General features: G+C 69.5%; 21 protein-coding genes and 1 tRNA gene. 9 read left to right on the forward strand and 13 right to left on the reverse strand.

All coding sequences use genetic code 11. The features are described 5' to 3' along the window. Positions 1-27: 27 nt before the first annotated feature. The gene (locus FCG67_RS19245) at positions 28-999 is read right to left on the reverse strand and encodes an IclR family transcriptional regulator (RefSeq protein ID WP_136911300.1); all 972 of its coding nucleotides are present in this window, start codon (positions 997-999) and stop codon (positions 28-30) included. Between the two features lie 91 nt (positions 1,000-1,090). Here FCG67_RS19245 and FCG67_RS19250 point away from each other — a divergent pair, with 91 nt between their 5' ends. Genes FCG67_RS19250 through FCG67_RS19260 form a run of 3 tightly spaced genes read left to right on the forward strand, consistent with a single transcriptional unit; the run spans position 1,091 to position 4,204 of the window. Continuing rightward, positions 1,091-2,257 (forward strand): DUF1214 domain-containing protein, encoded by a 1,167-nt coding sequence (locus FCG67_RS19250; protein WP_136911301.1) that lies wholly within the window; start codon positions 1,091-1,093, stop codon positions 2,255-2,257. A gap of 7 nt (positions 2,258-2,264) precedes the next feature. Then, on the forward strand, positions 2,265-3,047 hold the full coding sequence (locus FCG67_RS19255; protein WP_136911302.1) for an SDR family oxidoreductase: 783 nt from the start codon (positions 2,265-2,267) through the stop codon (positions 3,045-3,047). A gap of 20 nt (positions 3,048-3,067) precedes the next feature. Then, complete coding sequence (locus FCG67_RS19260; RefSeq protein WP_136911303.1) at positions 3,068-4,204, forward strand: sulfotransferase family protein; 1,137 nt, start codon at positions 3,068-3,070, stop codon at positions 4,202-4,204. A gap of 22 nt (positions 4,205-4,226) precedes the next feature. Here FCG67_RS19260 and FCG67_RS19265 read toward each other — a convergent pair whose 3' ends face one another. The 3 genes from FCG67_RS19265 to FCG67_RS19275 form a co-directional block, all read right to left on the reverse strand. Next, entirely contained in the window at positions 4,227-4,775 is a 549-nt protein-coding gene (locus FCG67_RS19265; RefSeq protein WP_136911304.1) for an arsenate reductase/protein-tyrosine-phosphatase family protein, read from the reverse strand. A 131-nt stretch (positions 4,776-4,906) separates the two neighbouring features. After that, the gene (locus FCG67_RS19270) at positions 4,907-5,752 is read right to left on the reverse strand and encodes an alpha/beta fold hydrolase (RefSeq protein ID WP_136911305.1); all 846 of its coding nucleotides are present in this window, start codon (positions 5,750-5,752) and stop codon (positions 4,907-4,909) included. Continuing rightward, positions 5,749-7,542 (reverse strand): N-acyl-D-amino-acid deacylase family protein, encoded by a 1,794-nt coding sequence (locus FCG67_RS19275; RefSeq protein WP_136911306.1) that lies wholly within the window; start codon positions 7,540-7,542, stop codon positions 5,749-5,751. The genes FCG67_RS19270 and FCG67_RS19275 overlap by 4 nt, the downstream gene beginning before the upstream one ends. A 100-nt stretch (positions 7,543-7,642) precedes the next feature. On the opposite strand from FCG67_RS19275, the gene FCG67_RS19280 reads away from it, so the two are divergent. Continuing rightward, positions 7,643-8,281 (forward strand): TetR/AcrR family transcriptional regulator, encoded by a 639-nt coding sequence (locus FCG67_RS19280; RefSeq protein ID WP_136911307.1) that lies wholly within the window; start codon positions 7,643-7,645, stop codon positions 8,279-8,281. Here the strand turns inward: FCG67_RS19280 and FCG67_RS19285 are convergent. Genes FCG67_RS19285 through FCG67_RS19295 form a run of 3 tightly spaced genes read right to left on the reverse strand, consistent with a single transcriptional unit; the run spans position 8,278 to position 11,946 of the window. Continuing rightward, entirely contained in the window at positions 8,278-9,348 is a 1,071-nt protein-coding gene (locus FCG67_RS19285; RefSeq protein WP_136911308.1) for an ABC transporter ATP-binding protein, read from the reverse strand. The genes FCG67_RS19280 and FCG67_RS19285 overlap by 4 nt on opposite strands. Continuing rightward, on the reverse strand, positions 9,345-10,910 hold the full coding sequence (locus FCG67_RS19290) for an ABC transporter permease (protein WP_136911309.1): 1,566 nt from the start codon (positions 10,908-10,910) through the stop codon (positions 9,345-9,347). Before FCG67_RS19290 ends, FCG67_RS19285 begins: the two co-directional genes overlap by 4 nt. Positions 10,911-10,914: 4 nt before the next feature. Further along, complete coding sequence (locus FCG67_RS19295; RefSeq protein ID WP_136911310.1) at positions 10,915-11,946, reverse strand: iron ABC transporter substrate-binding protein; 1,032 nt, start codon at positions 11,944-11,946, stop codon at positions 10,915-10,917. A 195-nt stretch (positions 11,947-12,141) separates the two neighbouring features. Here FCG67_RS19295 and FCG67_RS19300 point away from each other — a divergent pair, with 195 nt between their 5' ends. After that, positions 12,142-12,348: a (2Fe-2S)-binding protein gene (locus FCG67_RS19300; protein WP_136911311.1), complete on the forward strand. Its 207-nt coding sequence runs from the start codon at positions 12,142-12,144 to the stop codon at positions 12,346-12,348. A gap of 89 nt (positions 12,349-12,437) precedes the next feature. Then, a complete protein-coding gene (bfr, locus tag FCG67_RS19305; protein ID WP_097213714.1) occupies positions 12,438-12,923 on the forward strand; it encodes a bacterioferritin in 486 nt (161 codons plus the stop codon). A 51-nt stretch (positions 12,924-12,974) separates the two neighbouring features. Here bfr and FCG67_RS19310 read toward each other — a convergent pair whose 3' ends face one another. The 6 genes from FCG67_RS19310 to FCG67_RS19335 form a co-directional block, all read right to left on the reverse strand. Beyond that, a complete protein-coding gene (locus FCG67_RS19310; protein ID WP_136911312.1) occupies positions 12,975-13,952 on the reverse strand; it encodes a TIGR03086 family metal-binding protein in 978 nt (325 codons plus the stop codon). Continuing rightward, positions 13,949-14,254, reverse strand: coding sequence for an ArsR/SmtB family transcription factor (locus FCG67_RS19315; protein WP_136911313.1), 306 nt, complete (start codon positions 14,252-14,254; stop codon positions 13,949-13,951). Before FCG67_RS19315 ends, FCG67_RS19310 begins: the two co-directional genes overlap by 4 nt. A 162-nt stretch (positions 14,255-14,416) precedes the next feature. After that, on the reverse strand, positions 14,417-17,647 hold the full coding sequence (locus FCG67_RS19320) for an arabinosyltransferase domain-containing protein (RefSeq protein ID WP_425467861.1): 3,231 nt from the start codon (positions 17,645-17,647) through the stop codon (positions 14,417-14,419). A 79-nt stretch (positions 17,648-17,726) separates the two neighbouring features. Further along, a complete protein-coding gene (locus FCG67_RS19325) occupies positions 17,727-18,383 on the reverse strand; it encodes a HEAT repeat domain-containing protein (RefSeq protein ID WP_211243272.1) in 657 nt (218 codons plus the stop codon). Positions 18,384-18,577: 194 nt separating this feature from the next. Then, positions 18,578-18,648 (reverse strand) — tRNA-Cys (locus FCG67_RS19330). Positions 18,649-18,709: 61 nt separating this feature from the next. Further along, a complete protein-coding gene (locus FCG67_RS19335; protein WP_246045168.1) occupies positions 18,710-19,906 on the reverse strand; it encodes an MFS transporter in 1,197 nt (398 codons plus the stop codon). A gap of 114 nt (positions 19,907-20,020) precedes the next feature. Between FCG67_RS19335 and FCG67_RS19340 the strand changes: the two genes are divergently transcribed. From FCG67_RS19340 to FCG67_RS19350, 3 genes are read left to right on the forward strand one after another with little or no spacing between them, the layout of a single operon-like run. Then, complete coding sequence (locus FCG67_RS19340) at positions 20,021-20,845, forward strand: SDR family NAD(P)-dependent oxidoreductase (RefSeq protein ID WP_136911316.1); 825 nt, start codon at positions 20,021-20,023, stop codon at positions 20,843-20,845. Between the two features lie 39 nt (positions 20,846-20,884). Then, positions 20,885-21,418 (forward strand): MarR family winged helix-turn-helix transcriptional regulator, encoded by a 534-nt coding sequence (locus FCG67_RS19345; protein WP_077042273.1) that lies wholly within the window; start codon positions 20,885-20,887, stop codon positions 21,416-21,418. Between the two features lie 30 nt (positions 21,419-21,448). Beyond that, positions 21,449-22,324, forward strand: coding sequence for a DUF7159 family protein (locus tag FCG67_RS19350; protein WP_136911317.1), 876 nt, complete (start codon positions 21,449-21,451; stop codon positions 22,322-22,324). Positions 22,325-22,327 lie beyond the last annotated feature (3 nt).

The following is a 22,327-nucleotide window of genomic DNA, read 5'->3' on the forward strand; positions in this document are numbered from 1 at the left end:
AAGTCTGAGCCGACAATAGAACGTGTTCTAGGTCGGGTCAATCCCCTCGCCGATCGACACCGGACCCGGATCCGCGCGCCGGTCCGGCCATCTCCCACCCACCTCCGCCGTCACCGCGTCGGCCGCCGCCGCGAGGGCCTTTCCGCGACGTTCGATCTCGGCGCCGCTGATCGAGGAGCCCACGTCCAGGGTCAGGACCAGCGACTGATGCCCGTCAGCGTCGTAGGCGGGCGCGGCGATCAGGCTCACCGGATACTCGGCATCAGCGGCGAGCTCACGCCCCAGGTACACCCGCTCACCCAGGCTCGAGACCATCTCGCCCAGCAGCTCGCGGATCTCGGACGGCAGGTCCTGCCCGGCGACGCCCTGCATCAGCGAGAAGAGCCTGCGCCCCATCGGGGTCAGCCGCTCGACGAGGTAACCCGCATCGCGGCAGTCCTCGACGACCTCGCGCAACAGGTCGCGATCGAGCACCACCGGCAGCGTCGGCTCGCGACGCAGCCACGCCTTCAGGTCGTCGTCGGCGCTCCACAGCACGTACATGAGCCCCACCGGGGGCGCGAACGGGTACGCCTGCCCCACCTTGACTGCGGTCCGTCCGCCCTTCATCCCAGCCGGCGTGGCCACCTCGAGGATCATGATCCGGTCGCCCACCACCGCGGACGCCGTGCAGACGGACCCGAACTCGGCGGCGAGCCGGTCGAGATGGGTGCGCGCGATCGGACCGACCGCGAAGCCCCGCTGCGCCGCCCGCCCGGCGGCGATCAGCGCGGGGCCGAGCCCATAGGTCTTCGACGCCGGATCGCGAGTGAGATAGCCGCCGGAGACCAGTGCGGAGAGGATCCCCAGGCAGGTCGGCTTGCTGATCGAGAGCGCGCGGGCCAGCTCGGACAGCCCGAAGCGCTGTTCCTGGCGGGCCACCAGGTAGTCGAGAACCTGCACCACCCGCTCGGTCGGGGGTGAGCGACGCCCGGCGACGGTGTCCTGCTCTTCAGCCATTGACCACTCCTTAGAACACGTTCTATTGTCGGACCATCACCGGTCTACCACCTAGGTACATATTTGTACCACTTGAACGCGAGGAGCGGGAGTGCTGACAGAACCCCTGGCCGAGGCCATCGCCGAGGCCGAGAAGCTGGTCGAGGCCGCCCCACACATCCGGTCCGAACAGGACCTGCTCGAGGGCTACCAGTACCTCGCGGGCGGGATCCTGGCCACCGTGCACGCCGCGTGGGCCACCGAGAAGACGCACCCCACCTTCATCCAGGGCACCGGCCCGTACATGAAGATGGGCCTCGACAACCCGGACACCCTGTACTTCGGCGCCCGGATCAACGGCGACGCGGAGTACGTCGTCACCGGGAGGCGCGGCACCACGGCCGATCTGAGCTTCCAGGTGCTCAGCGGCAACTACACCAACGCCAACGTGCCGGGCAGCGTGACGGCTTTCGACGACCGCGAACTGCACATCGAGGACGACGGTTCGTTCGTCGTGACATTCGGACCCGGCCCGGCCGACGGCCGCACCAACCACTTCACCCTCGCACCGGACTCCTCGCAGCTGGTCGTCCGCGAGGTCTACAGCGACTGGAGCCAGCAGCGCGGCACCATCCGGATCGATCGGGTGGACCGGATCGGCGTGCCCGGCGACGCCCTCACCAAGGAGGAGACCGAGAAGCGTTACGCCAGGGCGGGCAAGGCCCTGGTAAGCCGGGTCAAGACCTGGCTACAGTTTCCCGAGTGGTTTTACCTCAAGCTCCCGGTGAACACGATGACCGAACCGCGGCTGACCCCCGGCGGCCTGGCCACCCAGTTCTCGTCCGTCGGCCACTACGAGCTCACCGATGACCAGGCGATGATCATCACCGTCCCGAAATCCGATGCGCCGTACCAGGGCTTCCAGCTCGGCAGCCTCTGGTACATCTCGCTCGACTACACAGGGCACCAGACCTCGCTGAACAACGCGCAGGCCCAGGCCGATCCCGACGGGATGATCCGGATGGTGGTCAGCGAGCGCAATCCCGGCGTCACCAACTGGATCGAGACGGTCGGGCACCCGCGCGGATACCTGCAGTTCCGCTGGCAGCGCACCTCTCGGGAGTTCACCCCCGCCGACGGACCGACGGTCGAGGTGGTGAACCTGGACGAGGTCGCGTCGAAGCTGCCGTTCCACGAACAGAACAAGATCACCTCGGAGGACTGGACCGCCCGCATCGCGGCACGCCAGGCCGCCGTCGCCAACCGGATGCTGGGGTAGTACGACCATGACAAATCTCTTGCAGGACAAAGTCGTTGTGATCTCGGGTGTCGGACCCGCGCTCGGCCGCACCCTCGCGCTGCGGTGCGCCGCCGCCGGGGCCGACCTGGTGCTGGCCGCCCGCACCCAGTCCCGGCTCGACGAGGTGGCCAAGGAGGTCACCGACCTCGGCAGGCGCGCGGTCACGGTGTCCACCGACATCACCGACCAGGCCTCCGCCGAGAACCTGATCGCCGCCAGCGTCGACGCCTACGGCAAGGTGGACGTCCTGGTGAACAACGCGTTCTCGGTTCCGTCGATGAAGCCGCTCGCGCGCACCGACTACCAGCACATCCGCGACAGCATCGAGCTGACCGTGCTCGGCGCGCTGCGGCTGACCCAGCTGTTCACCCCCGCCCTCGAGGAGAGCAAGGGCGCGGTGGTGAACATCAACTCGATGGTGCTGCGCCACTCGCAGGAGCGCTACGGCAGCTACAAGATGGCCAAGTCCGCCCTCCTGGCGATGTCGCAGTCGCTCGCCACCGAGCTGGGCCCCAAGGGGATTCGGATCAACTCGGTCGCGCCCGGGTACATCTGGGGCGACACCCTCAAGCAGTACTTCGAGCACCAGGCGAAGAAGTTCGGGATCACCGTCGAGCAGATCTACGAACACACCGCGGCGGCCACCGACCTCAAGCGGCTGCCGGAGACGGAGGAGATCGCGGACGCGGTGATCTTCCTGGCCTCCCCGATGGCCAGCGCCATCACCGGCCAGTGCCTCGACGTCAACTGCGGCGAATTCCACCACTAGGCGAAGGGCCACCGAGCACCATGACTGAACGCACCACCGTCGGGACCGTCGAGGACCTGCACGCCTCCGCCACCCGGATGACCGGCCTGACCGACTTCGGCACCGACGACTACACAGAGGCGCTCGGAGTCCTGCTCGACTCCTACGCGAGCGATGAGGACCTGACGCCGTTCGGCAGCAAGATCTCTCGGGTCTTCCTGCGCGGCGCCCTGGTCGCGAGACTGCTCAGCGAGGCCGCCTGGAAGCAGCACCCCGAACACGCCGACGTGCCGATCGAGCGGCCGATCTTCGTCACCGGACTGCCCAGGACCGGCACCACCGCCCTGCACCGGCTGCTCACCGTCGATCCCGCGCACCAGGGCCTGGAGATGTGGCTGACGGAGATGCCGCAGCCACGTCCGCCGCGCGAGAGCTGGGAGTCGAACCCGGTCTTCCAGGGCATCGAGGCCCAGTTCAGCAAGCACCACATCGAGCACCCCGAGTTCATGGGCGTGCACTACATGTCGGCGGGCGAGGTCGAGGAGTGTTGGCAGCTGCTGCGCCAGACCTTCAAGTCGGTGTCCTACGAGTGCCTGGCCAACCTGCCGACCTACTCGAAGTGGCTCGAGGGGCAGGACTGGACCAATGCCTATGCGCGGCACAAGAAGAACCTGCAGCTGATCGGACTGCCGGATCGGGACCGCCGGTGGGTACTGAAGAACCCGAGCCATCTGTTCGCGCTCGACGAGTTGCTCGCGGTGTACCCCGACGCGCTGATCGTGCAGACCCACCGCGCGCCGAGCACGATCATCCCGTCCGTGTGCAGCCTGGCCGAGCAGGCCACCGACGGCTGGTCGAACAAGTTCAAGGGCGAGGTGATCGGGCGCAGCCAGCTCGAACTGTGGGCACGCGGCCTGGAGCAGTTCAACGCCGCACGGGCCCAGCACGATCCGGCCCAGTTCATCGACGTCGACTACCAGGACTTCGTCGCCGACCCGCTCGGCACCGTGGAGGGTATCTACACCCGCTTCGACCTCCCGCTGACCACGCAGGCCCAGCAGGCAATGGAGGCGATGCACGAGGAGAGCCGGTCCGGTGACCGGCGGCCCGCCCACAAGTACACCCTCGAGGAGTTCGGTCTCACCGCAGCCGAGGTCGAGGAACGCTTCGGCGCCTGAGCCGCACCCGATCCCCGCCCTCTCACGCGACCTCCGGCACCACGCCGGCGCGCAGGGCGGGGATCACCTGCAGCAGTGCCTCCGCGATCTCCTCCCCCACCCGCTCGAACGCCTCCCGGCGCAAACCCACCGGATCGCTGATCGACTCGCCGCCGGGCCGGACATCGTCGCGGCCCGCGGCGATCTCGCGCACGGTCCGCGCCCCGGTCAGCCACACGATGCGGTGTGCCTCCGGCAGCGTGAAGGTCCGATCCGCGGCCTCCGGCAGCTGTCGCACCGCCTCGTCCCGCACGGACTCCGACATGGCCAGCACGAGATCGGCCCGTTCGATCATCTCGGGCCGCAACCGACGAGCGACGAAGCCCGACGGATCGCCGCCGAGCCCGCGGAGCACCTCGGCCGCGACCGGCTCCATCGGGAACCCGACCAACGCCCTGGTCCCCGCGCTCTCCGCGCTGAGCGTCGCCGCACCGGCAGAGACCGGTCCCAGATCCGCGGCAATGGCGATCGCGAGGCGCTCGGCGATGGCCGAGCGGCACACGTTGCCGTTGCAGACGAACAAGACGTGCATGGCCGGACTGTATCGACGCCGAATGGCGTCCGCGAGCCGGGAAATCGCGTCAACGGGCGTATCGCTGGATGTTCATCGCAGGTACCCGAGGGGTTCACCGCCCCGTTCATTCCGGGGCGGGCCCCGCTGGGCTACCGCGAGTGCGCCGCCAGGTGTTCACCGAGCAGCGCATCCACCCGCTCCGGCACCTCGTCGGGGATCCAGTGGCTGACACCCTCGAGTACCTCGAAGGCGTACGGGGCGTCGACGTACCGCGGCGTCAACGCGGCACCGACGGGCCCGATCGCGGTGTCGCGGTCGCCCAACACATGCAGGGTGGGTACCCGCACCCTGGCCGATGTCCGGCCCAGCGTCGTGAAGACCATGCCGCGATACCAGTTCAGTCCGCCGCGGGCCCTGGCCCGCTCCCGCAGCGACCCGGCATCACGGGCAGCATCGTCCGGCGACGCCCCGGTGGCGATCAGCTTCCGGCGGAACGTGTCACGGGACAGCACCAGCTCAGGGAGCACGGGGACCTGGAAGGCGAGCATGTACCAGGACTTGAGCACCTGACGGCTGGTGAGCACCGCCCGGACGAAGGCGGCCGGGTGCGGCACGGACAGCGTCGTCAGGGTGCGGACCAGGTCGGGGCGGTTCGCGGCGGCGGTCCATGCGACTGCGGCTCCCCAGTCGTGGCCGACCAGGTGCACGGGTCCCGCACCCGCCTGCTCGATCAGGGCAACCACGTCCGCGGTCAGCTGCGAACTGCGATAGGCCCGGCGAGACCGCGGCCGGGCACCGGGCGAGGCCCCCCGCAGGTCGGGCGCCAGGGTCCGGAAGCCGCGCCGGTGCAGCAGCGGCGCCAGCCGATCCCAGGAACGCGAGTCCTGCGGGAAGCCGTGCAGCAGCACCACCGGGACACCGTCGAGTGGCCCGGTGTCGCGGACGTCGAAGACCAGCCCGTCCCGGCTGTACGAGGCGATCCGGTCGCCGCTCATACAGTGGCCCCGGCGTGTACCCGCCCGCCAACCGAAGGCGCCTTGGCGCCCGCGGGCAGGAACTGTCCGGTCTTCTCGACGCCGAAGCCGGGGGTGAACTCGCCGTCCCGGTAGACGAGCCTGCCGTTGATGACAGTGGCCACCGCCGCGGCGTCATTCCGGTTCACCATCCGGCGCAGGCCGCCGTATTCGGGCACCGACTCCTCGAACAGTCCGTCGACCGAGGCGTCCAGACCCGCGGGATCGATCACCACGAGATCGGCGCGGTCGCCCTCGCGCAGGTGGCCCGCGTCGATGCCGTACCAGTCGGCGAGCTCGCCGGTGAGCCGGTGGATCGCACGCTCGATCGTGAGGAACGGCTTGCGCGAGGACCGGGCGTCGTTGACGCGCTTGAGGAGTCGGATCGGGTAGTTGTAGAACGCCATGTTGCGCAGGTGCGCGCCCGCGTCGCCGAACCCCATCTGCACGCCCGGGCTGGCGGCCAGCTTGTCGGCGAACTTCGGCCGGTGGTTCGCGACCGTGGTCCGCCACCGCAGCGCCTTGCCGTACTCCACCACCAGGTCCAGGTACGCATCGACCGGGTGGACCCCCCTCTCGTCGCCCACCCGGCCGAAGGTCTTGCCGATCAGGGTCTCGTCGGGGCAGCCGACGATGACCGCGTCGTAGAAATTGCGGTGCCAGATGCGCGGTGAGAACTTGTTGTCGTAGTCCTTGCGGAACCAGCGGCGGTAGTCCTCGTCCTGGAGCAGCGCGTTGCGTTCCACCTCGTTCTTGAGGTGCAGGGCGGCGGCACCCGCGCCGAACTCCTCGAACACCACCAGGTCGATGCCGTCCGCGTACACGGTGAACGGAACCGGCAGGTGCTGCCAGCGGAAGTTGGTCTTGGCGAAGCGGTTCAGCAGCGGCGCCGCCGTCAGCATGAAGTACACGATCGCCGGGTACGCCTTCGAGTCGGCGCCGGAGAGCAGCGAGGTCTTGAGCGCCTTCTTCCGCCCGATCGCCGAGCTCTCGACGAAGAACGCGGCCACGTTGGGGTGCAGGTTGATCGTCGGCGCGCTCTGCAGGATCTTGCCGCGATCGCGCAGGATCCGGTTGAGGAAACGGAACTCGCGCCAGCGCGCGTACGTCGACGGCAGTGAGCGCGAACGGTATTCGTCGCCGTCGATCTTGTCGAGGGCGTTGGTCATCGAGGACAGTCCGAGGAACCCGGCGTCGATGGCCTCGATGAGCATCGAGCCCATCCGGTCGAGCTCGGCGGCGGTGGGCTTGGTCTTTTTGTCCGTGCCGCGGCCGAGACCGAGGACATGGGTGCGGATGTCGGAGTGGCCGATGAAACCGGCGACGTTCGGCCCGAGCGGCAGCGCGTTCAGCGCGTCGACGTACTCCGCGGGCCCGCGCCAGGTCTTGTTCTCCTCCAGGATCCGCAGCACCGACTCGCGCGGCACGGCCTCGACCCGGCTGAACAGGTCCGCGCACTCGCGTGGGGTGGAGTAGACGGTCGAGAGCGAGCAGTTGCCCAGGACGACGGTGGTGACGCCGTGGCGGACCGACTCGGGCAGCCCGGGGCTGACCAGCGCCTCCGCGTCGTAGTGGGTGTGCACGTCGACGAAGCCGGGGAGCACCCACTTGCCTGCCGCGTCGATGACCTCGGTGTCCGGTCCGACGGGGAGCGCAGCGGTGGAGACCGTCACGACGACGCCGTCCCGGATCCCGAGATTGCGCAGCTGACCGTCGGTCCCGGTGCCGTCGAACCACAGGCCGCCGTTGACCACGATGTCGAACTCGGACATTGTCGCGCTCCTCACATCGAGTAAGTGTTACCCGAGGTTACATATCCCGTTGAGTAGAAGTCAATGGACCGGTTGAGCATTACTCAATAGAGTGCTCGGCATGGCCGCTGCCCCTCGCTCCCCCGCCGATCGGCGCGCCCAGATCCTCGAGGTCGCGGTGCGGATGCTCGAGACGGAGCCCTTCGACGACCTGTCCATGGACCGGGTGGCCGCGGAGGCCGGGGTGTCGCCGCCGCTGCTGTTCCACTACTTCAAGAACAAGCAGGGCTTCCGGAACGCGGTGCTCGAGGCCAGCGCGAAGGCCCTGCAGCAGCGGATGACGCCCGACCAGGCGCTGCCGACGTCCGCCCAGCTCCGCGCCGGCGTGGAGACCTTCGTCGACGCGGTGGTCGCGCACCCGACGAGCTACCTGGCCGTGATGCGGTTGGCGGGCAGCGGCGAGGAGGGCATGCGCCGGATCTATCGCGGGATGCGGCGCACCTTCACCGACTGGATCGTGCGGGCGCTGGCCGAACTCGGGCTGCCCACCACCCCCGCCGTCGACGCGGCCGTGCAGGGCTGGCAGGCCTTCATGGAGGAGGTGGTCCTGTCCTGGCTGGACGAGCCCACCATGACCCGAGTCGAGGTGATCGAGCTGTGCGAGCGCGCCTTCTACCACCTGCTGCCCGCCGCCGGCCTCGACGTCGAGCAGATCGCCCTTGCGCTGGCCGCGGCGCGGCCGGATACCGCCTCGCCCTAACCGTTTCGGTCCGCGACCGGGAACACCTCGGCCTCGCCCAGCACCTCGATGGCCACCAGCGAGCCGACCGCGGGCGTGCGGGTGCCGGCCTGACGGACCCTGATGTGCGTCGGCGAGGAATTGAGGGTGATGTCGAGCAGCGCCTGCGAGCCGAGGAACTCGGTCGCCGTCACCGTGCCGACCTTGCGTCCGTCGGGCGCCGCACCCAGGTCCGAGGCCACGATCTGTTCCGGGCGTAAGAGCATCCGGCCCGGACCCTCGAACGCGCTCGCCCGCACCGGGATACGGCCGAGGACGCACTCCGCGACGCCGCCCGCCACGACCGCGGGGAGCAGGACGCACTCGCCGAGGAACTCGGCGGTGAAAATGTCCACCGGACGGTGGTACACCTGCTCCGGCGCGCCGACCTGGGTGAACCGGCCCGCCCGCATCACCGCGACCTGCCCGGCGAAGGAGAGGGCCTCCTCCTGGTCGTGGGTCACCAGGATCGTCGTCACCCCCGCCGCGTCGAGCGTCTGCGCCACCGACTTCCTGGTCGAGGCCCGCAGGCCGGCGTCCAGGGCGCTGAACGGCTCGTCGAGCAGCATCACCTCGGGCTCGCGGGCGAGCGCGCGGGCCAGCGCGACCCGCTGCTGCTGCCCGCCGGACAGCTCGTGCGGCCGCCGCCGCGCATAGGACTCGTCGAGCGAGACCATCTCCAGCAGCTGCGCGACCCGCCTGCCGGATCTCGCCCGGTCCCGCACTCGCGCGCCCCGCAGGCCGAAGCCGATGTTGCCCGCGACGCTGAGATGCGGGAACAGCGCGCCGTCCTGGGCCACGTAGCCGACCCGCCGTCGGTGCGGGGGCACCACCCGGCCGGGCCGCGCGACCAGGGCCCCGGCGATCGACACCGTCCCGGCGTCGGGGCTGTCGAAACCCGCGACGACCCGCAACAGGGTGGTCTTCCCGCAGCCCGACGAGCCGACCACCGCGGTGGTGGTGCCGCGCTCGACCCGCAGGCTCACCGCGTCCAGGACTGCGGTCGGGCCGTAGGACTTCGACAGGGATTCGATCTCCACCTCGCTCACAGGCCGGCCGCCTTCTGGGACTGGCGGAGCAGCAGGTAGGTCATGGGCAACGCCAGCAGGATCATCGCCAGCGCGAAGGGCGCGGCGGCGGCGTAGTCGAGCTCGCTGGTCAGCGACCAGAATCGGGTGGAGAGCGTCCGGGTGCCGTTCGGCGCGAGCAGCAGCGTCGCGGTCAGTTCCGTCACGATCGCCATGAACACCAGCGCGGCGCCCGCCGCGGCCGCGGGCGCGGTCAGGCGCAGCGTCACCCGCACGAAGGTGCTCGCCTGCGAGCGGCCGAGCGCGGCCGAGGCCTCCTCGAGCCCGACCGGGACCTGTGCCAGGCCCGAGCGCAGCGACACCAGGGCCCGCGGCAGGAACATCAGCACGTAGGCGGTGATCAGCACGATGACGGTCTGGTAGAGCGGGTTCGCGTAGCGGATGGTGACGGTGATCAGCGCCAGCGCGGTGACGATCCCGGGCAGCGAGCTCGTCACGTAGTTGCAGCCCTCCACGATCCTGCTGAACACCCCCGGGCGCCGCACCGCGATCCAGGCAACGGGGAACGCCAGCGCGGTTGTCACCGCGGCGCCGAGCAGCCCGAGGGCGAGGGTCTGCGCGAACGCTGGCCACAGCGTGCTCGTCCGCCAGACCTCCGTGCCGCCGATCCGCAGCCAGCGCGCGATGGTCCACAGCGGGACGCCGAGGGCCGCGACGGTCAGTGCCACCAGCCCGAGCGCGGCGGGAATCGCGCTCCACCGCAACCGGATCCGGTCCGGTCGGCGGGGCGCGCCCGAGCCCACCCGCGCGTATCGAGCCGAGCCCCTTGCCGCGGCCTCGGCGACGAGCAGGACGAGGCAGCACAGCACCAGCACGCTCGCGAGCATGCTGCCTGCGGCGCCGTTGAAGGTGGACTGGAACTGCTCGAAGATCGCGGTGGTGAAGGTGTCGAAGCGGAGCAGCGCGAACGCCCCGTACTCGGCGAGCAGGTGCAGCCCGATCAGCAGTCCCCCGCCGAGGATCGGCAGCCGCAGCTGCGGCACGACGATCCGGAAGAAGACCCGGTACGGACCGGCCCCGAGCGCGCCCGCCGACTCCTCGATGGCAGGGTCGAGCCGGCGCAGCGTCGCGGCGACGGGCAGCGCGACCAGCGGGAAGTAGGACAGCGTGGCGACCAGCACCCCGGACCACAGCCCGTGCAGGGACGGGATCACGCTCACCCACGCGTAGCTGTTGACGAACGCGGGCACCGCGAGCGGCGCGGCCAGGACCGGGGCCCAGTACCGGTGCCCGACCACGGTGGTGCGCTCGACGATCCACGCGGCGCCGACCCCGAGGACCATGCAGACGGGCACGGTGATGACCACGAGCGCGACGGTGTTGCGCAGCAGCTCCCCGACCCGGGGCCGGAAGATCAACGCCGATGCCGTTTCCCAGCCGGTGGCGATCGTGGTGGCGATGACGTACCCGAGCGGAATGAGGGTGACCGCCACCAGCACCGCGACCACCGCAGCGACGACCGGCGGCACCCGCCGTCGCTCCGACCGCCCGGATCGGGGGCGCGCGAGCGTGGGCGCGATCATCGCACTAGAGGAGGCCGGCCTCGGTCATCAGCTGGGTGACCTTCTGGCTGTTGAGTTTCGACGGATCGACGGTCGGCGCCTGCAGGTCAGCGAGCGGCACCAACGCCGGATTCGACGGGACGTCGCTGCCGATCGCATACTCGAACGAGTCGCCCTTCTGCAAGATCTCCTGGCCGGCCTTTCCGGTCACGAACCTCAGGAACTGCTGTGCGGCAACGGCTTTGTTGCTCGACTCGAGCACGCCGCCGCCGGACACGCTGACGAACGCACCCGGGTCCTCGTTCTTGAAGTAGTGCAGCGCGGTGTTGGCGCTGTTCTCGCCCGTCTTGGCCTGGTCTCCGAACCAGTAGTACTGGTAGATGATCCCGCCGGGCACCTCCCCCGCGTTGACGGCCTTCATCACGGCGCTGTTGCCCTTGTAGGCGACGGCATTCTCCTTCATGCCCGCCAGCCACGCCCGCGTCACGTCCTCCCCCTTGAGCTCGAGCAGTGCGCTGACGATGGCCTGGAAGTCGGCGCCCGACGGCGAGGCTGCCCATCGCCCCTTCCAGCTCGGGTCCTGCAGGTCGAGCAGCGACTTCGGCAGCTGGTCTTGCGGCAGCTTGTCCTTGTTGTAGACGAAGACCGTCGAGCGCGCCGCGATCCCCGTCCACTTCCCGGTGGACGGCCGATACTGCTGGGGCACCTGCGCGAGGGTGTCGGGATCGAGGTCGGTGAACAACCCCGCGTTCTCGACGAGCGCCATCGCGGGCGAGTTCTCGGTGAGGAACACATCGGCCGGGGACGCGCCACCCTCGGCGACGATCTGATTGCCGAGTTCGGTGTCGCCGCCGTTGCGCAGGTTCACCGTGATCCCGGATTCGGCGGTGAATGCGTCGACCCATTCCTGGGTGAGCGATTCGTGCTGGGCGTTGTAGACGGTGATCTGCTCGGGTTCGTTCGCCGGGGTGTCCGAGTCGTTCGCGCAGGCGGTCAGGCCCACCAGCGTCGATGCCAGAAACGTCGCGCCCGCGATCGTCTTCCATCCTGCTGTCATGACGGTGCCCTTCGGCCGCTGCGACCATCGGGGAATCCCCGATGAGGATTGCCTCAGCAACGTACACCCGTGGGTGCGCTCGCGGACCGTGATCGGCCCACGATCAAGATCAAAAAGTTGGGGTAGCCTACCCTTTTCACGAGCCGATCCTTAGTGTAGCCTTCCCTAGGGAAAGCCGGGCTGGAGGATCTCGACATGTACGTCTGCGTTTGCGAAGCAGCCACCGAAGAACACGTGCAGCAATGCATCTCTGCGGGGGCTCGCACCGCCAAGCACGTCGCGCTGGGCTGCGGTGCGGGGCGCGGGCGCGGCTGCGGCATGTGCCGCGACCGGATCAAGTCGATGATCGAACAGCACTACGCCACCGTCGTCGAATGCGAGGCAGAAGCGATCAGCGCCTAGTTGCGATTCGTGCACAAATACACCGAGTGAATTCACCCGGTGAGGGTTAGGCTGACTCTAGTGTCCAGCCCACCCCCACCGGAGGTGTCATGCGCGGCGACGATGAGGTCATTGCTCTTCTCAACGAGCAGTTGACCAGTGAACTCACAGCGATCAATCAGTACTTCCTGCACTCGAAGATGCAGGCCAACTGGGGCCTGACCAAGCTCGCGGAGAAGACGCGAGAGGAATCCTTCGAGGAGATGCAGCACGCGGAGCTGCTCACCGACCGGATCCTCATGCTCGAGGCCCTGCCGAACTACCAGCGGCTGCTGCCGCTGCGCATCGGACAGACCATCCGGGAGCAGTTCGAATCCGACCTGGCGATCGAGGTCGAGGTGGTTCAGCGCCTCCGCCCCGGCATCACGATGTGCCGCGAGAAGGGCGACCACACCAGCGCCGGCATCTTCGAGAAGATCCTCGCCGAGGAGGAGGACCACGTCGACTACCTCGAGACCCAGCTCGAGCTGATCGACAAGCTCGGCGAGCAGCTCTACCTCGCGCAGACCGTGGATCAGCCGCCGACCGCCGGCTGACCCCGCAGACACCCGAGCCCGGCAGGTGACCACCTGCCGGGCTCGTCGCTCTCACGCGACGATCGGTGTACGCCCGGAGAACGCCGCGAGCCGATCGATCGGGGTGGCGTCCCCCGCCGGGGTGACCTCGTCGGCGAATGCCGTTCCCCGGACTGCGGGGACGATCGTCTCGGCGAGACCGCGGACATAGTCGACGAGTTCGTCGGAGATGTGCAGGGACTGGCCGCTCGCCTGAGCAAAGTCCCAGGCGTGGAGGGTGAGTTCGAGCGGAAGGATGCCGGCGGCGAACGATGCCGGCATCTGCGAGCCGCCGGGGCCGGGCACGGTGCCGTCGAGGTCGACCGTGTGCCAGGCGTCGATGGCCCGGCCTGCGAGGGTCGAGACGCGGTTCTCCAGCGATCCCGATGCGGGGTCGGACTCGGGGGCGCCTTCCGTGGCGCCCAACTGGACCAGCGACGTGAAAAGGTGCTCGGCGAGCTCGTGACAGGTGAAGTCCGCACACGGCGTCGGCTTGGAGCGATCCTCGGCAGTCAGATTGCGCAGGATCGGCTGCAGCACCGCCAAGGCCGCCTCCGCCGCCACCACGGGGGTGAGGTTCTCCGGCGCGTAGGCCCATTCGTCGGGGCCCGCATCGCCGGTGGTTGCCAGGCGCTCGAGACGCTCGAAGTGGTGATCCCAGCCCTCGGCATGAGACTTCGCCTGCTCCTCGGTGAGCCCCTCATGTACCAGCGTCACCAGCGAACCGGCGTCCGCGGGCTCCACCGTCACGGTCACCGTGGACGCGTCGTATGGCAGGTCGGCATTGCCGTCCCAGCCCCACCCGAACACGATCCGGCGGCCGGGATCGACCTCACGGAAGGTGCCCGCCGCGATGTGACCCGGGGTGACCGTCCACCGGTAGGAGCCGCCCGCGCGCAGATCGACCACCGCCGAGACGGTCAGCCAGCGGCGCAACCGCTCCGGCTCGGTGATCAGTGCGAACGCCTCGTCAGGGCTGACCGGCAGGACCGCTATCTTCGTGTAGCTCATGACTTGCTCCTCAGGGTGTGTGCGTCGGCGACCAGTTGGTCGAGTTCGTCGGTCCAGAACTTGTCGATCTCGGCCTGCAACTTGAGCAGCCCACTCGGCAGGACTCGGTAGATCCGCTGTCGGCCGACCTTTTCGGCCTCAACCAGCCCGGCGTCGGCCAACACCAGGAGGTGCTGGGAGATCGCCGACCGGGTCACCGGAAACTCGGCAGCGACCTCACTGACGGTCCTCGGTTGCCCCGCCAGCAACTGCAGGATGCGTCGCCGGTTCGGCTCGGCAGCGGCAGTCAACGGGTCAGTCACAAGAAATACGTTAGCAGCGACTAACGCATCTGTCGATGCTGTCACTGGCGCAGTGAGCGAGGTACCCACTCGCCGCAAAGCTGGTGCACATACGCGTCGGGACCGACCAGTGATGGCCGGCCCCGACGATCGAGCGAAGGCGGGAATCGAATCCCGGCCGCGTCACCAGGCGATGTTGATCGGCCCCGGAGTCCACGTGCCCGAGCGCGGCACCGTCGCGGTGTCGAGTTGTGCCGGTACGGAATTCGCGTCGCGGCGGGTGTACTTCTCCAGGCTGCCCCAGTCCTGGCTCCAGTCGTCCTTCAGGTAGGTCGGCAGGGTGCGGCCGGTGGCGGTCAGGTCGATCCACCCCAGGGGGCCGCCGCCGAAGTGGTCCTGCCACAGGCTCGTCATCGCCGCACCGGGGCGGTCCCCGAGGATGCGGTACTCCGGGATCTCGGCGACGCCGAGGCGATGGTTGAACGGCTGCTGGCACGGGAACTGCAGCGCCACTTCCCAGTCGATCATCGTGGGTGTGGTCGACCCGAGCAGGGCGTCGAGGGTCTGGGTCTGTGGGACCCGCGGCGGCGTGACGGCGACCCACTGATCGGGGTCGGTGTCGCTGTCGTCGACGACGATCCGGACGGCATTCGCCTCGGCCGGGAATTGGTCGAGCGGCACCCTGAGGTTGCGCCACGAGGGGGCCGGGCCGATGTCGATGGGCAGCGCACTGCCCAACTGCTGGACGGTCCCGTCCGCCCCGCGCACTCCGTAGTCGAGTTCGACGCGGGCACCCGGGGTCTCGATCCCGTCCGAGTTCACCGAGTACACCCGGCCCGCGACGGACATCGAGACGAGGTCGCCGCCGGTGGGCAGGGCGTACCAGTCCGAGGTCAGCGACGCCGGGCCCTTCGCCCCGTAGCTGCCGAGGACCGGCGTCCGGGCCGGGTCCAGACCGAAGGGCAGCGCGACGGAGCTGCCGTTGATGCCGGAGGCGCCCTGTCCGCCGGCGGTGCCTGCCGCGTTGCTGGACTTGGCGTCCTCGTTGTCGAGGGAGGTGGCCATGCCCTCGGAGGCGGCCTTCTCGTCGGAGGTCAGGTCGCCGGCCACCCCGTTCGGGGTGAATCCGGCGCTCTGCGCTGCGAGCGCGTTCGCCGGTGTGGTGGTGAGCGGTTGCAGCATGGAGGCGTTGGTGTCGGTCTCGACCAGTACGTCCTCGGCCAGGCCGCAAGCGTGTCCGGCGAGGGCACCGAAGTTGGATTTTGCGACAGAGAAGGACGGGTACTGGGCGATCGCGCCCTTGGTCATCGAGAGCACGAAGAACACGACCAACGCCCCGGCCGCGACCGTCAGCGGGGGAATCGACCAGAGTCGGCCCGGCCGGTCGGCCGGATCCTCGTGGGGTTCCCGGAGGAAGCACCAGGCGGCGACGAGCAGCATCACCACCGTGGCGGCGAGCAGGATGGTGCCCGCGCCGACCCCGGCGATCATCACCGGCTTGTCCCAGAAAGGGACGCCCCAGGCCGAGATGTACCACCAGCTGTTGCTGCTGGTGAAGGCGAGCGCGAGGACGAACAGCACCGCGGCCGCGAACAGTGCCCGGTTGCGGCGCGACCGGAGCACCAGCGGGCCGACGGCGACGGCGGTCAGCACGGCGAGCGAACCGGCCAGGCCGGCGTAGATCCCGAAATGGTGCGTCCACTTCGTTGGCGTGAACATCATCAGCACCATCGCGGCGATCGTGATGCCGATGATCCGGCGGGACGGGCCCGCCGCGGTTCCCGGGATCCGCCCGCCGCGGCGCAGCATCACCACCAGGCTCGCGACGATCGAGAGCACCATCACGAACACCCCGAACCGTCGGGCCAGGGACCCGTCGGCGTTGATCATGAACAGCCAGTCGTACCGCTTGTACTCCTCGAACCACGCGTTCGTCGGCGGGATCGCGTGCACGCGTTGCATCTCGAGGGCACCGGTGAGGGTCTGGTCCGCGAACATGGCGACCAGGATGACCAGGCCCGCCGCGATGATCGGTCCGAGAACGGCGAGGTAGCCGACGGCCTTGGCGCGCGCGGCGACGATCGCCAGCACCGGCCTGGCGCCTGCGATCAGCGCGCCGAAGCAGATGATCCCGGATGGCCCGACGGTCACCGTGAGCGCGCCGACCAGCACTGCGACGGCGGCGGGGAGCAGGCGCCTTGTCGCGATGGCACGCTCGACCGAGCACCACGTCAGCAGCACACCGGCGGCGACGATCGGCTCGGGCCGCAGGCCGTTGTTGTAGGGCAGCCAGAACGCGAGGAACACCAGACCGCCGGTCCACAACGCCACCCGGTTGTTACGGACCGCGGCGCCGAGTCGCGGGGCCACCTCGCGGCTGATCACCAGCCAGCACACGATCCCCGCGACCAGTGCGGGGAGCCGGACCCACGGGCTGGCCGTGGACACCGTCGTCAGCAGCGCGAGCAGGTCGTAGTACGGGGTGCCGAACGGCGTCTCCGGGACGCCGAACCAGCGGAAGTAGTTCGCCATGTAGCCCGACTCGAGCGACGTCCTGGCCATCGTGAACTGGTAACCGTCGTCGGAGGTGGTGGCGCCGATGAAGTGCCACAGCAGCAGCGTTCCGATCACCACCGCGTCGATCGGACGGAACCTCCACCAGCGCGCGGGCAGGAACCGCCGGGCCCGGCGACCGTCGAGGCCGTCGATGCGGTGCAGCCCGACGAGGGCGACGGCGGTCGCGAGCGCCGCGACGATCATCGCGACGAGCTTGATCGCCGAGGGCGTCGACGTGAACCGTGTATCGAGGTCCGCGCGCACGGCCAGGCCCTCCGGAACGGCGCCCCGGAGGTCGCTGAACACCCCCACCATCTGCGGCCGGAAGTCGCCCGCGAGGGTGATCGGGTCGTCACCCGCGAGCGTGGCGGTGGTCCGCTCCGCGTTCGAGGTGACGGTGACCGAACGCCCGTCGAGTTCGTCGACCGGGATCGAGAGCAGGGTGTGGTCGCGCTGGACGATCTCGAACTGCGCGGGCCCGCCGTCGGCCCCGGCGGTGACCCGGGCGACGACGCCGTAGCGGGCCGCGTCCGCCGCCCCGACCGGGGCGGTCGAGACCACGACTCCCCCGGTGTCGGACAGCTGCGCCGCCGCGGCGGCGGGGATGGTCGCGTCGAATTCGAGGGGTGCGTACGACACCAGCGGAGCGTCGACGCCGGCGATCGAGTCCGCCTGCGGCCAGGACAGACTCGCGCTCTCCTGCTGCACCGGGAGGATCGGTACCGAGAGTGCGGCCAGGATCGCGAGAACGGACGACACCACGGCAAGGAGGCGAACCCGACCGGCCTCCACTCGGGCCACCCCTGCTGGGTCCGGTCGGCTGGGCTGCGGTCGTTCGTCTACGGCGCTAACGGTCACGCCGACCGATGCTAGACGGCCGTCCATCCGAAACGTTCCAAATGGTCTCTTCCGTCCAGAGGATCCAGGTGGCCAGTTGCTACGGGCGCGTCGCCGCCGCCTCGCGCACTTCAGGATCGGGATCGGCAGCCAAGCGGGCCAGCAGTCCGCGGACCTCGCTGCCACGGTAACTGCGCAGTGCCAACGCGAGTGCGTAACGGACCTCGGGGTTGGCATGGTCGAGCAGGGGCACGATATCGGCGACATCGCCACGACTACGACGGGCCAAGCCGCAGAGAGCGTCGATCAGCTCGTCATCATCGTCCGCGTTACGTAGTTGGTCCAGTAGTTGAGGCTTCGTGAGCTCCGGGGGTTCGATGGGGAACCGGCGGCGAAGGTCGGCGGCCTTGAATTCTCCACGTCCCAGGCATGCCGGACAGGCGCAGGGCGGACGACCGTGTGCGTCCGGGTGATACCGCCACCCCGTCACCTGCCGTACGTGCCGAACCCGATGCAGCTCGGCGGGGGCGATCGAACGAGGTACGACGATCTGGTATCCGCGCGCGTCCTCGGCGTGGAGAATCATCGAAACAGCCTCGGCGGCAGTCATTTCTATGCTGGCGTCTGAGTAGTGTCCGACAAGAACAGGTTCGTCGTCGGGTATCCGGAAATGCACCGCGACGATCAGTCGCTGCCCGCCGCGGCGCAGCTCGCGCAACCATTGATGCGACAGCACATAGGACGGCAGCACCGGCATACAGAACACTCCGCGCCCCGAGCCACGCGCGGGGATGATGCCCGAACGGCGGATTCGCCGAGCGTTCTTCTCGGGCGTCAGGTGAACTAGTAGGGCCACGGAACAAACCATAGCGATCCCGTACCGGTAGAAGAACCACGTCGCGCACGCAAGACGAGTCGGGGCCGGCCCCTGCTGGCCGGCCCCGACATTCGAGCGAGTGACGGGAATCGAACCCGTGTTAACGGCTTTGCAGGCCGGTGCCTAACCACTCAGCCACACCCGCATCGATAGGACACTCTGCCGACACGGGGACGATCCGACCAGGGTTCGGCTCAGCGTGATTCTTAGTCCGCCAGGCTCGGGCGTCGCAGCGCCGAGAGCGCGCTGAACCCCGCGGCCAGAAGCGCGAAGGCGACCGAGCAGACCGCGAACGCGGTGCCGCCGAGCGTGGTCAGGCCCAGCGCGGTGGTGCCCGCGCCCGTGCCGATGTAGAGCACCGAGTTGTTCCAGGACACCGCGGGCGCGCGGCGCTCCGCCATCACGGTGGTCAGGTACACCTGTGCGGTGCTGAAGAAGGCGGTGCCCGCGAAGAAGGCGGTCACGAAGCCCGCCAGGCACAGCTGCCAGGTGTCCGCGGTGGTAGCCACGCCGAGGGCCGCCGCGAGGACCAGTCCCCAGCCGACGCAGAGCAGCGGCTCACGCCGCCCGCGCGAGCGCCAGCGATCCACCAGCGGCCCGGCCACGAGCGAGCCGATCAGTGAGCCGAGACCCACCAGGGCGCCGACGAGGCCCAGCACGCCGGTCGCGAATCCGAACTTCGTCGCGAACAGCGCGCCGGCGTAGGCGTAGGTCCCCAGCCGCGCGGCCTGGACGAAGAAGTTGCCCGCCATGATCAACCGGAACACCCCGCCCCGCCACAGCGCGAACGACGACCGCAGCGCCGCCAACGCACCCCTGTCGTGGATCCTGATGGCGCGCGCCGATTCCCGCAGCCGCAACGCGATCAGCGTGCCCGCCACCATCAGGCCGGCCGCGACGGCGGCGAAGGCCAGCCGCCAGCTCGACCCGGCCGCGACGAACGTCGCCAGCGGCACCCCGACGATCTGACCGCCCGCATACGCCGCGGCGCCCCGCGCGATCGCCCGGCCCCGCTCCAGCGGCACCGCGGTCTCCGCCAGGTACGCCCACATCGCGGGCCCGATGAGCGCCCCGCCCACGCCTCCGATCGCCCTGGCCGCGAGCAGCCAGCCGAGATTCGGGGCCAGCGCACACAGCGTCTCCCCCGCCGCGAACACCCCCAGCCCGGAGAGGATCACCCGCCTGCGCGGCAGGTGCTCGGTGAGCGCCCCGAGCAGCGGGCTCGCGATCGCGTACGACACCCCGAACGTGGTGACCACCCAGGCCGTCTCGGCGACGGTGGTGCCGAAATCCGCCGACATGGTCGGCAACAGTGGGGATGCCAGGAAGAGTTCGGCCCCCATCAGGAAGAACACCAAGTGGATCAGCAGGTGCTGGCGCCAGGGTGTGTGTGGCTGCGTCAAGACTCTCTCCTTCGCCGCCGACGCTACCGCGACGGGTCGGCCGCCCCCGCGTTCGACTCCCGCTGACAGGGAACCGGAGGTGCCCGCCCGCGCCAGGGCTCTTACGGTGCGGTCATGACTGCATTCGACTTGCGGGACCTGGCGGGCACCACCGCGGTCGTCACCGGGGCGGCCTCCGGCATCGGCGCGGCGATCGCCCGCCGGGCAGCCGGGCTCGGAATGCGCGTGGTACTGGCCGACTTCGACGGCGCCCGGCTCGACGAAGTCGCGCGCGAGATCGCCGCCACCGGAGCCGAGACACTCGCCGTGCGCTGCGACGTGACCGACCCCGATGACCTCGAACGCCTGGCCGCGACGACCGTCGATCGGTTCGGGTCGGTGCGCCTGCTGGTCAACAACGCGGGCATCGACAGCACCGGGCGGCTGTGGGAGCTCGACCCGGAGCGATTCGACCGCGTCCTCGCCGTCAACGTCACCGGCGTCTTCCACGGGGTCCGCGCCTTCGTCCCGCGGATGCTCGCGGCCGGCGGGCCCGCACACATCGTCAACACCGCCTCGATCGGGGCCGTCACCACCGTGCCCACCCAGGCCGCGTACTGCGCCAGCAAGCACGCGACGCTGGCGATGACGGAGTGCCTGGCAATCGAACTCGCGGCCGAGCGCGCGCCGATCACGGTCGCGGCCCTCCTGCCCGGTCCGGTGCACACCGCGATCTACGAGTCCGCCGGGTCGGACGGTTCGGCGGGCGCCGCCACCCGGGACCGGATGGAGGCCTTCCTGCGCGAGAACGGGGTGACCCCAGAGCAGGCCGCGGACACGATGTTCGAGGGGCTGGCCGCGGGACGGTTCTGGATCTACACCCATCCCGAACGCGCCGACGATCTGTTGCGACTGCGGGCCGACCGCCTGACGGGCCACCTGGCGCCGACCGCGCCCTGAGATACCTGCAGGTGGCGATCGGCATGGGATGATGGCGGAATGCCGCCTTCGTCACCTTTGCCACTCGATCCGATCGAGGAGGCCCATCGCCAGTGGGAGGAGCACGGCTGGGGCGATGTCGCGGATGGGATGGCCGCGGTCACCTCGCTGATGCGCGCGCAGCAGATCATGATGGCCCGGGTCGAAGAGGTGCTCAAGCCGACCGGTCTCACCTTCTCGCGGTACGAACTGCTGACGCTGTTGACCTTCACCCGGACCGGCGCCCTGCCGATGGCGAAGGCCAGCGCCCGCCTCCAGGTGCACCCGACCAGCGTCACGAACGCCGTCGATCGGCTCGAATCCGCGAAACTCGTTCGCAGAGTTCCGCATCCGAGCGACCGTCGCGCTACTCTGATCGAAATCACCCAGGCCGGCCGCGATTTGGCTCTCACGGCCACCGAGCAGCTCAACACCCAGGTCTTCGCTCAACCCGGATTGTCCGCCGATAAGCTCGACACCCTCGTGCGGATTCTCGCGGAGCTCCGCCGTAGCGCGGGCGACTTCGACACCGGGGACGCACCCACCAAGTGGTGAGCTGATCAGCGAGCAAGGAGTGCGACGTTGGTGCTGGTTCTTGGCGTGTCGGCGGGCGCTAGTGGAGCGCGCGCGGTGCTGGCGCTCTCGGATCGACCGCATCACGAACCGGTGGCGCGCTGCGACGTTCGGCGTCGCCCCGGCACGACCATCGGCGAGCCGGTCATCTCCGCGATCCGCACCCTGCGCGCCACCGCCGTAGAGCAGGCCGCGTTCATCGGCGCGACCGCGGTGACCCTGCGCACCGGCATCGATCCCGACGTGGTGGAGAGCGCCACCGCCGCGACCACCCGGCAGCACGTGCGGGTGGTGCCCGAAACCTCCGCCCAGTTGCGGTATCTCAGGTTCACCGGTCGACTGCCACGCCGCGGGTCGGTACTGATCTACGACGTGGGGAGCTCGGGACTGGCCGCCTGCGTGGCGGACACGGTGTCCGGTGAGGTGCTGGCCTCGCGCCGCAGCGCGGTGGTCGGCGGGGACCAGTTCGACCGGCTGGTGCAGCAGCACCTGGCGGGCCGCGGGATCCGGCTCGAGCAGGCGGCGTGCCGCGATCTCAAGGAGCAGCTCGGGTTCGAGCGCATCGTCACGGCCAAGGACCCGGAGACCGGCGCCTGCCAGGTCCTGACGAACAACGATCTGGCGGGACTGGCCGCGGACGCCGTCGCCCACTCGAGCACGGTGCTGCGCAGCATGATCCGTGAATCGGGCACCACCCCGCAGTCGATCGTGCTGCTCGGGGGCGGCGCACACACCCCGGCCCTCGGCTCACGCCTGGAGGCCCTGCTGCGGATCCCGGTGGTCATGCCGCCGGAACCGGCCTCGGTGGCGGGGCGAGGAGCGGTGCTCCTCGCCGCCGCCACCGGCATGCCGTCCTCGCGCCGAGGTACTGCGCTCAGCGACTGGTGAAGC

Origin of the sequence: Rhodococcus oryzae, assembly GCF_005049235.1 — a bacterium.
Lineage (GTDB): Bacteria > Actinomycetota > Actinomycetes > Mycobacteriales > Mycobacteriaceae > Rhodococcus_G > Rhodococcus_G oryzae.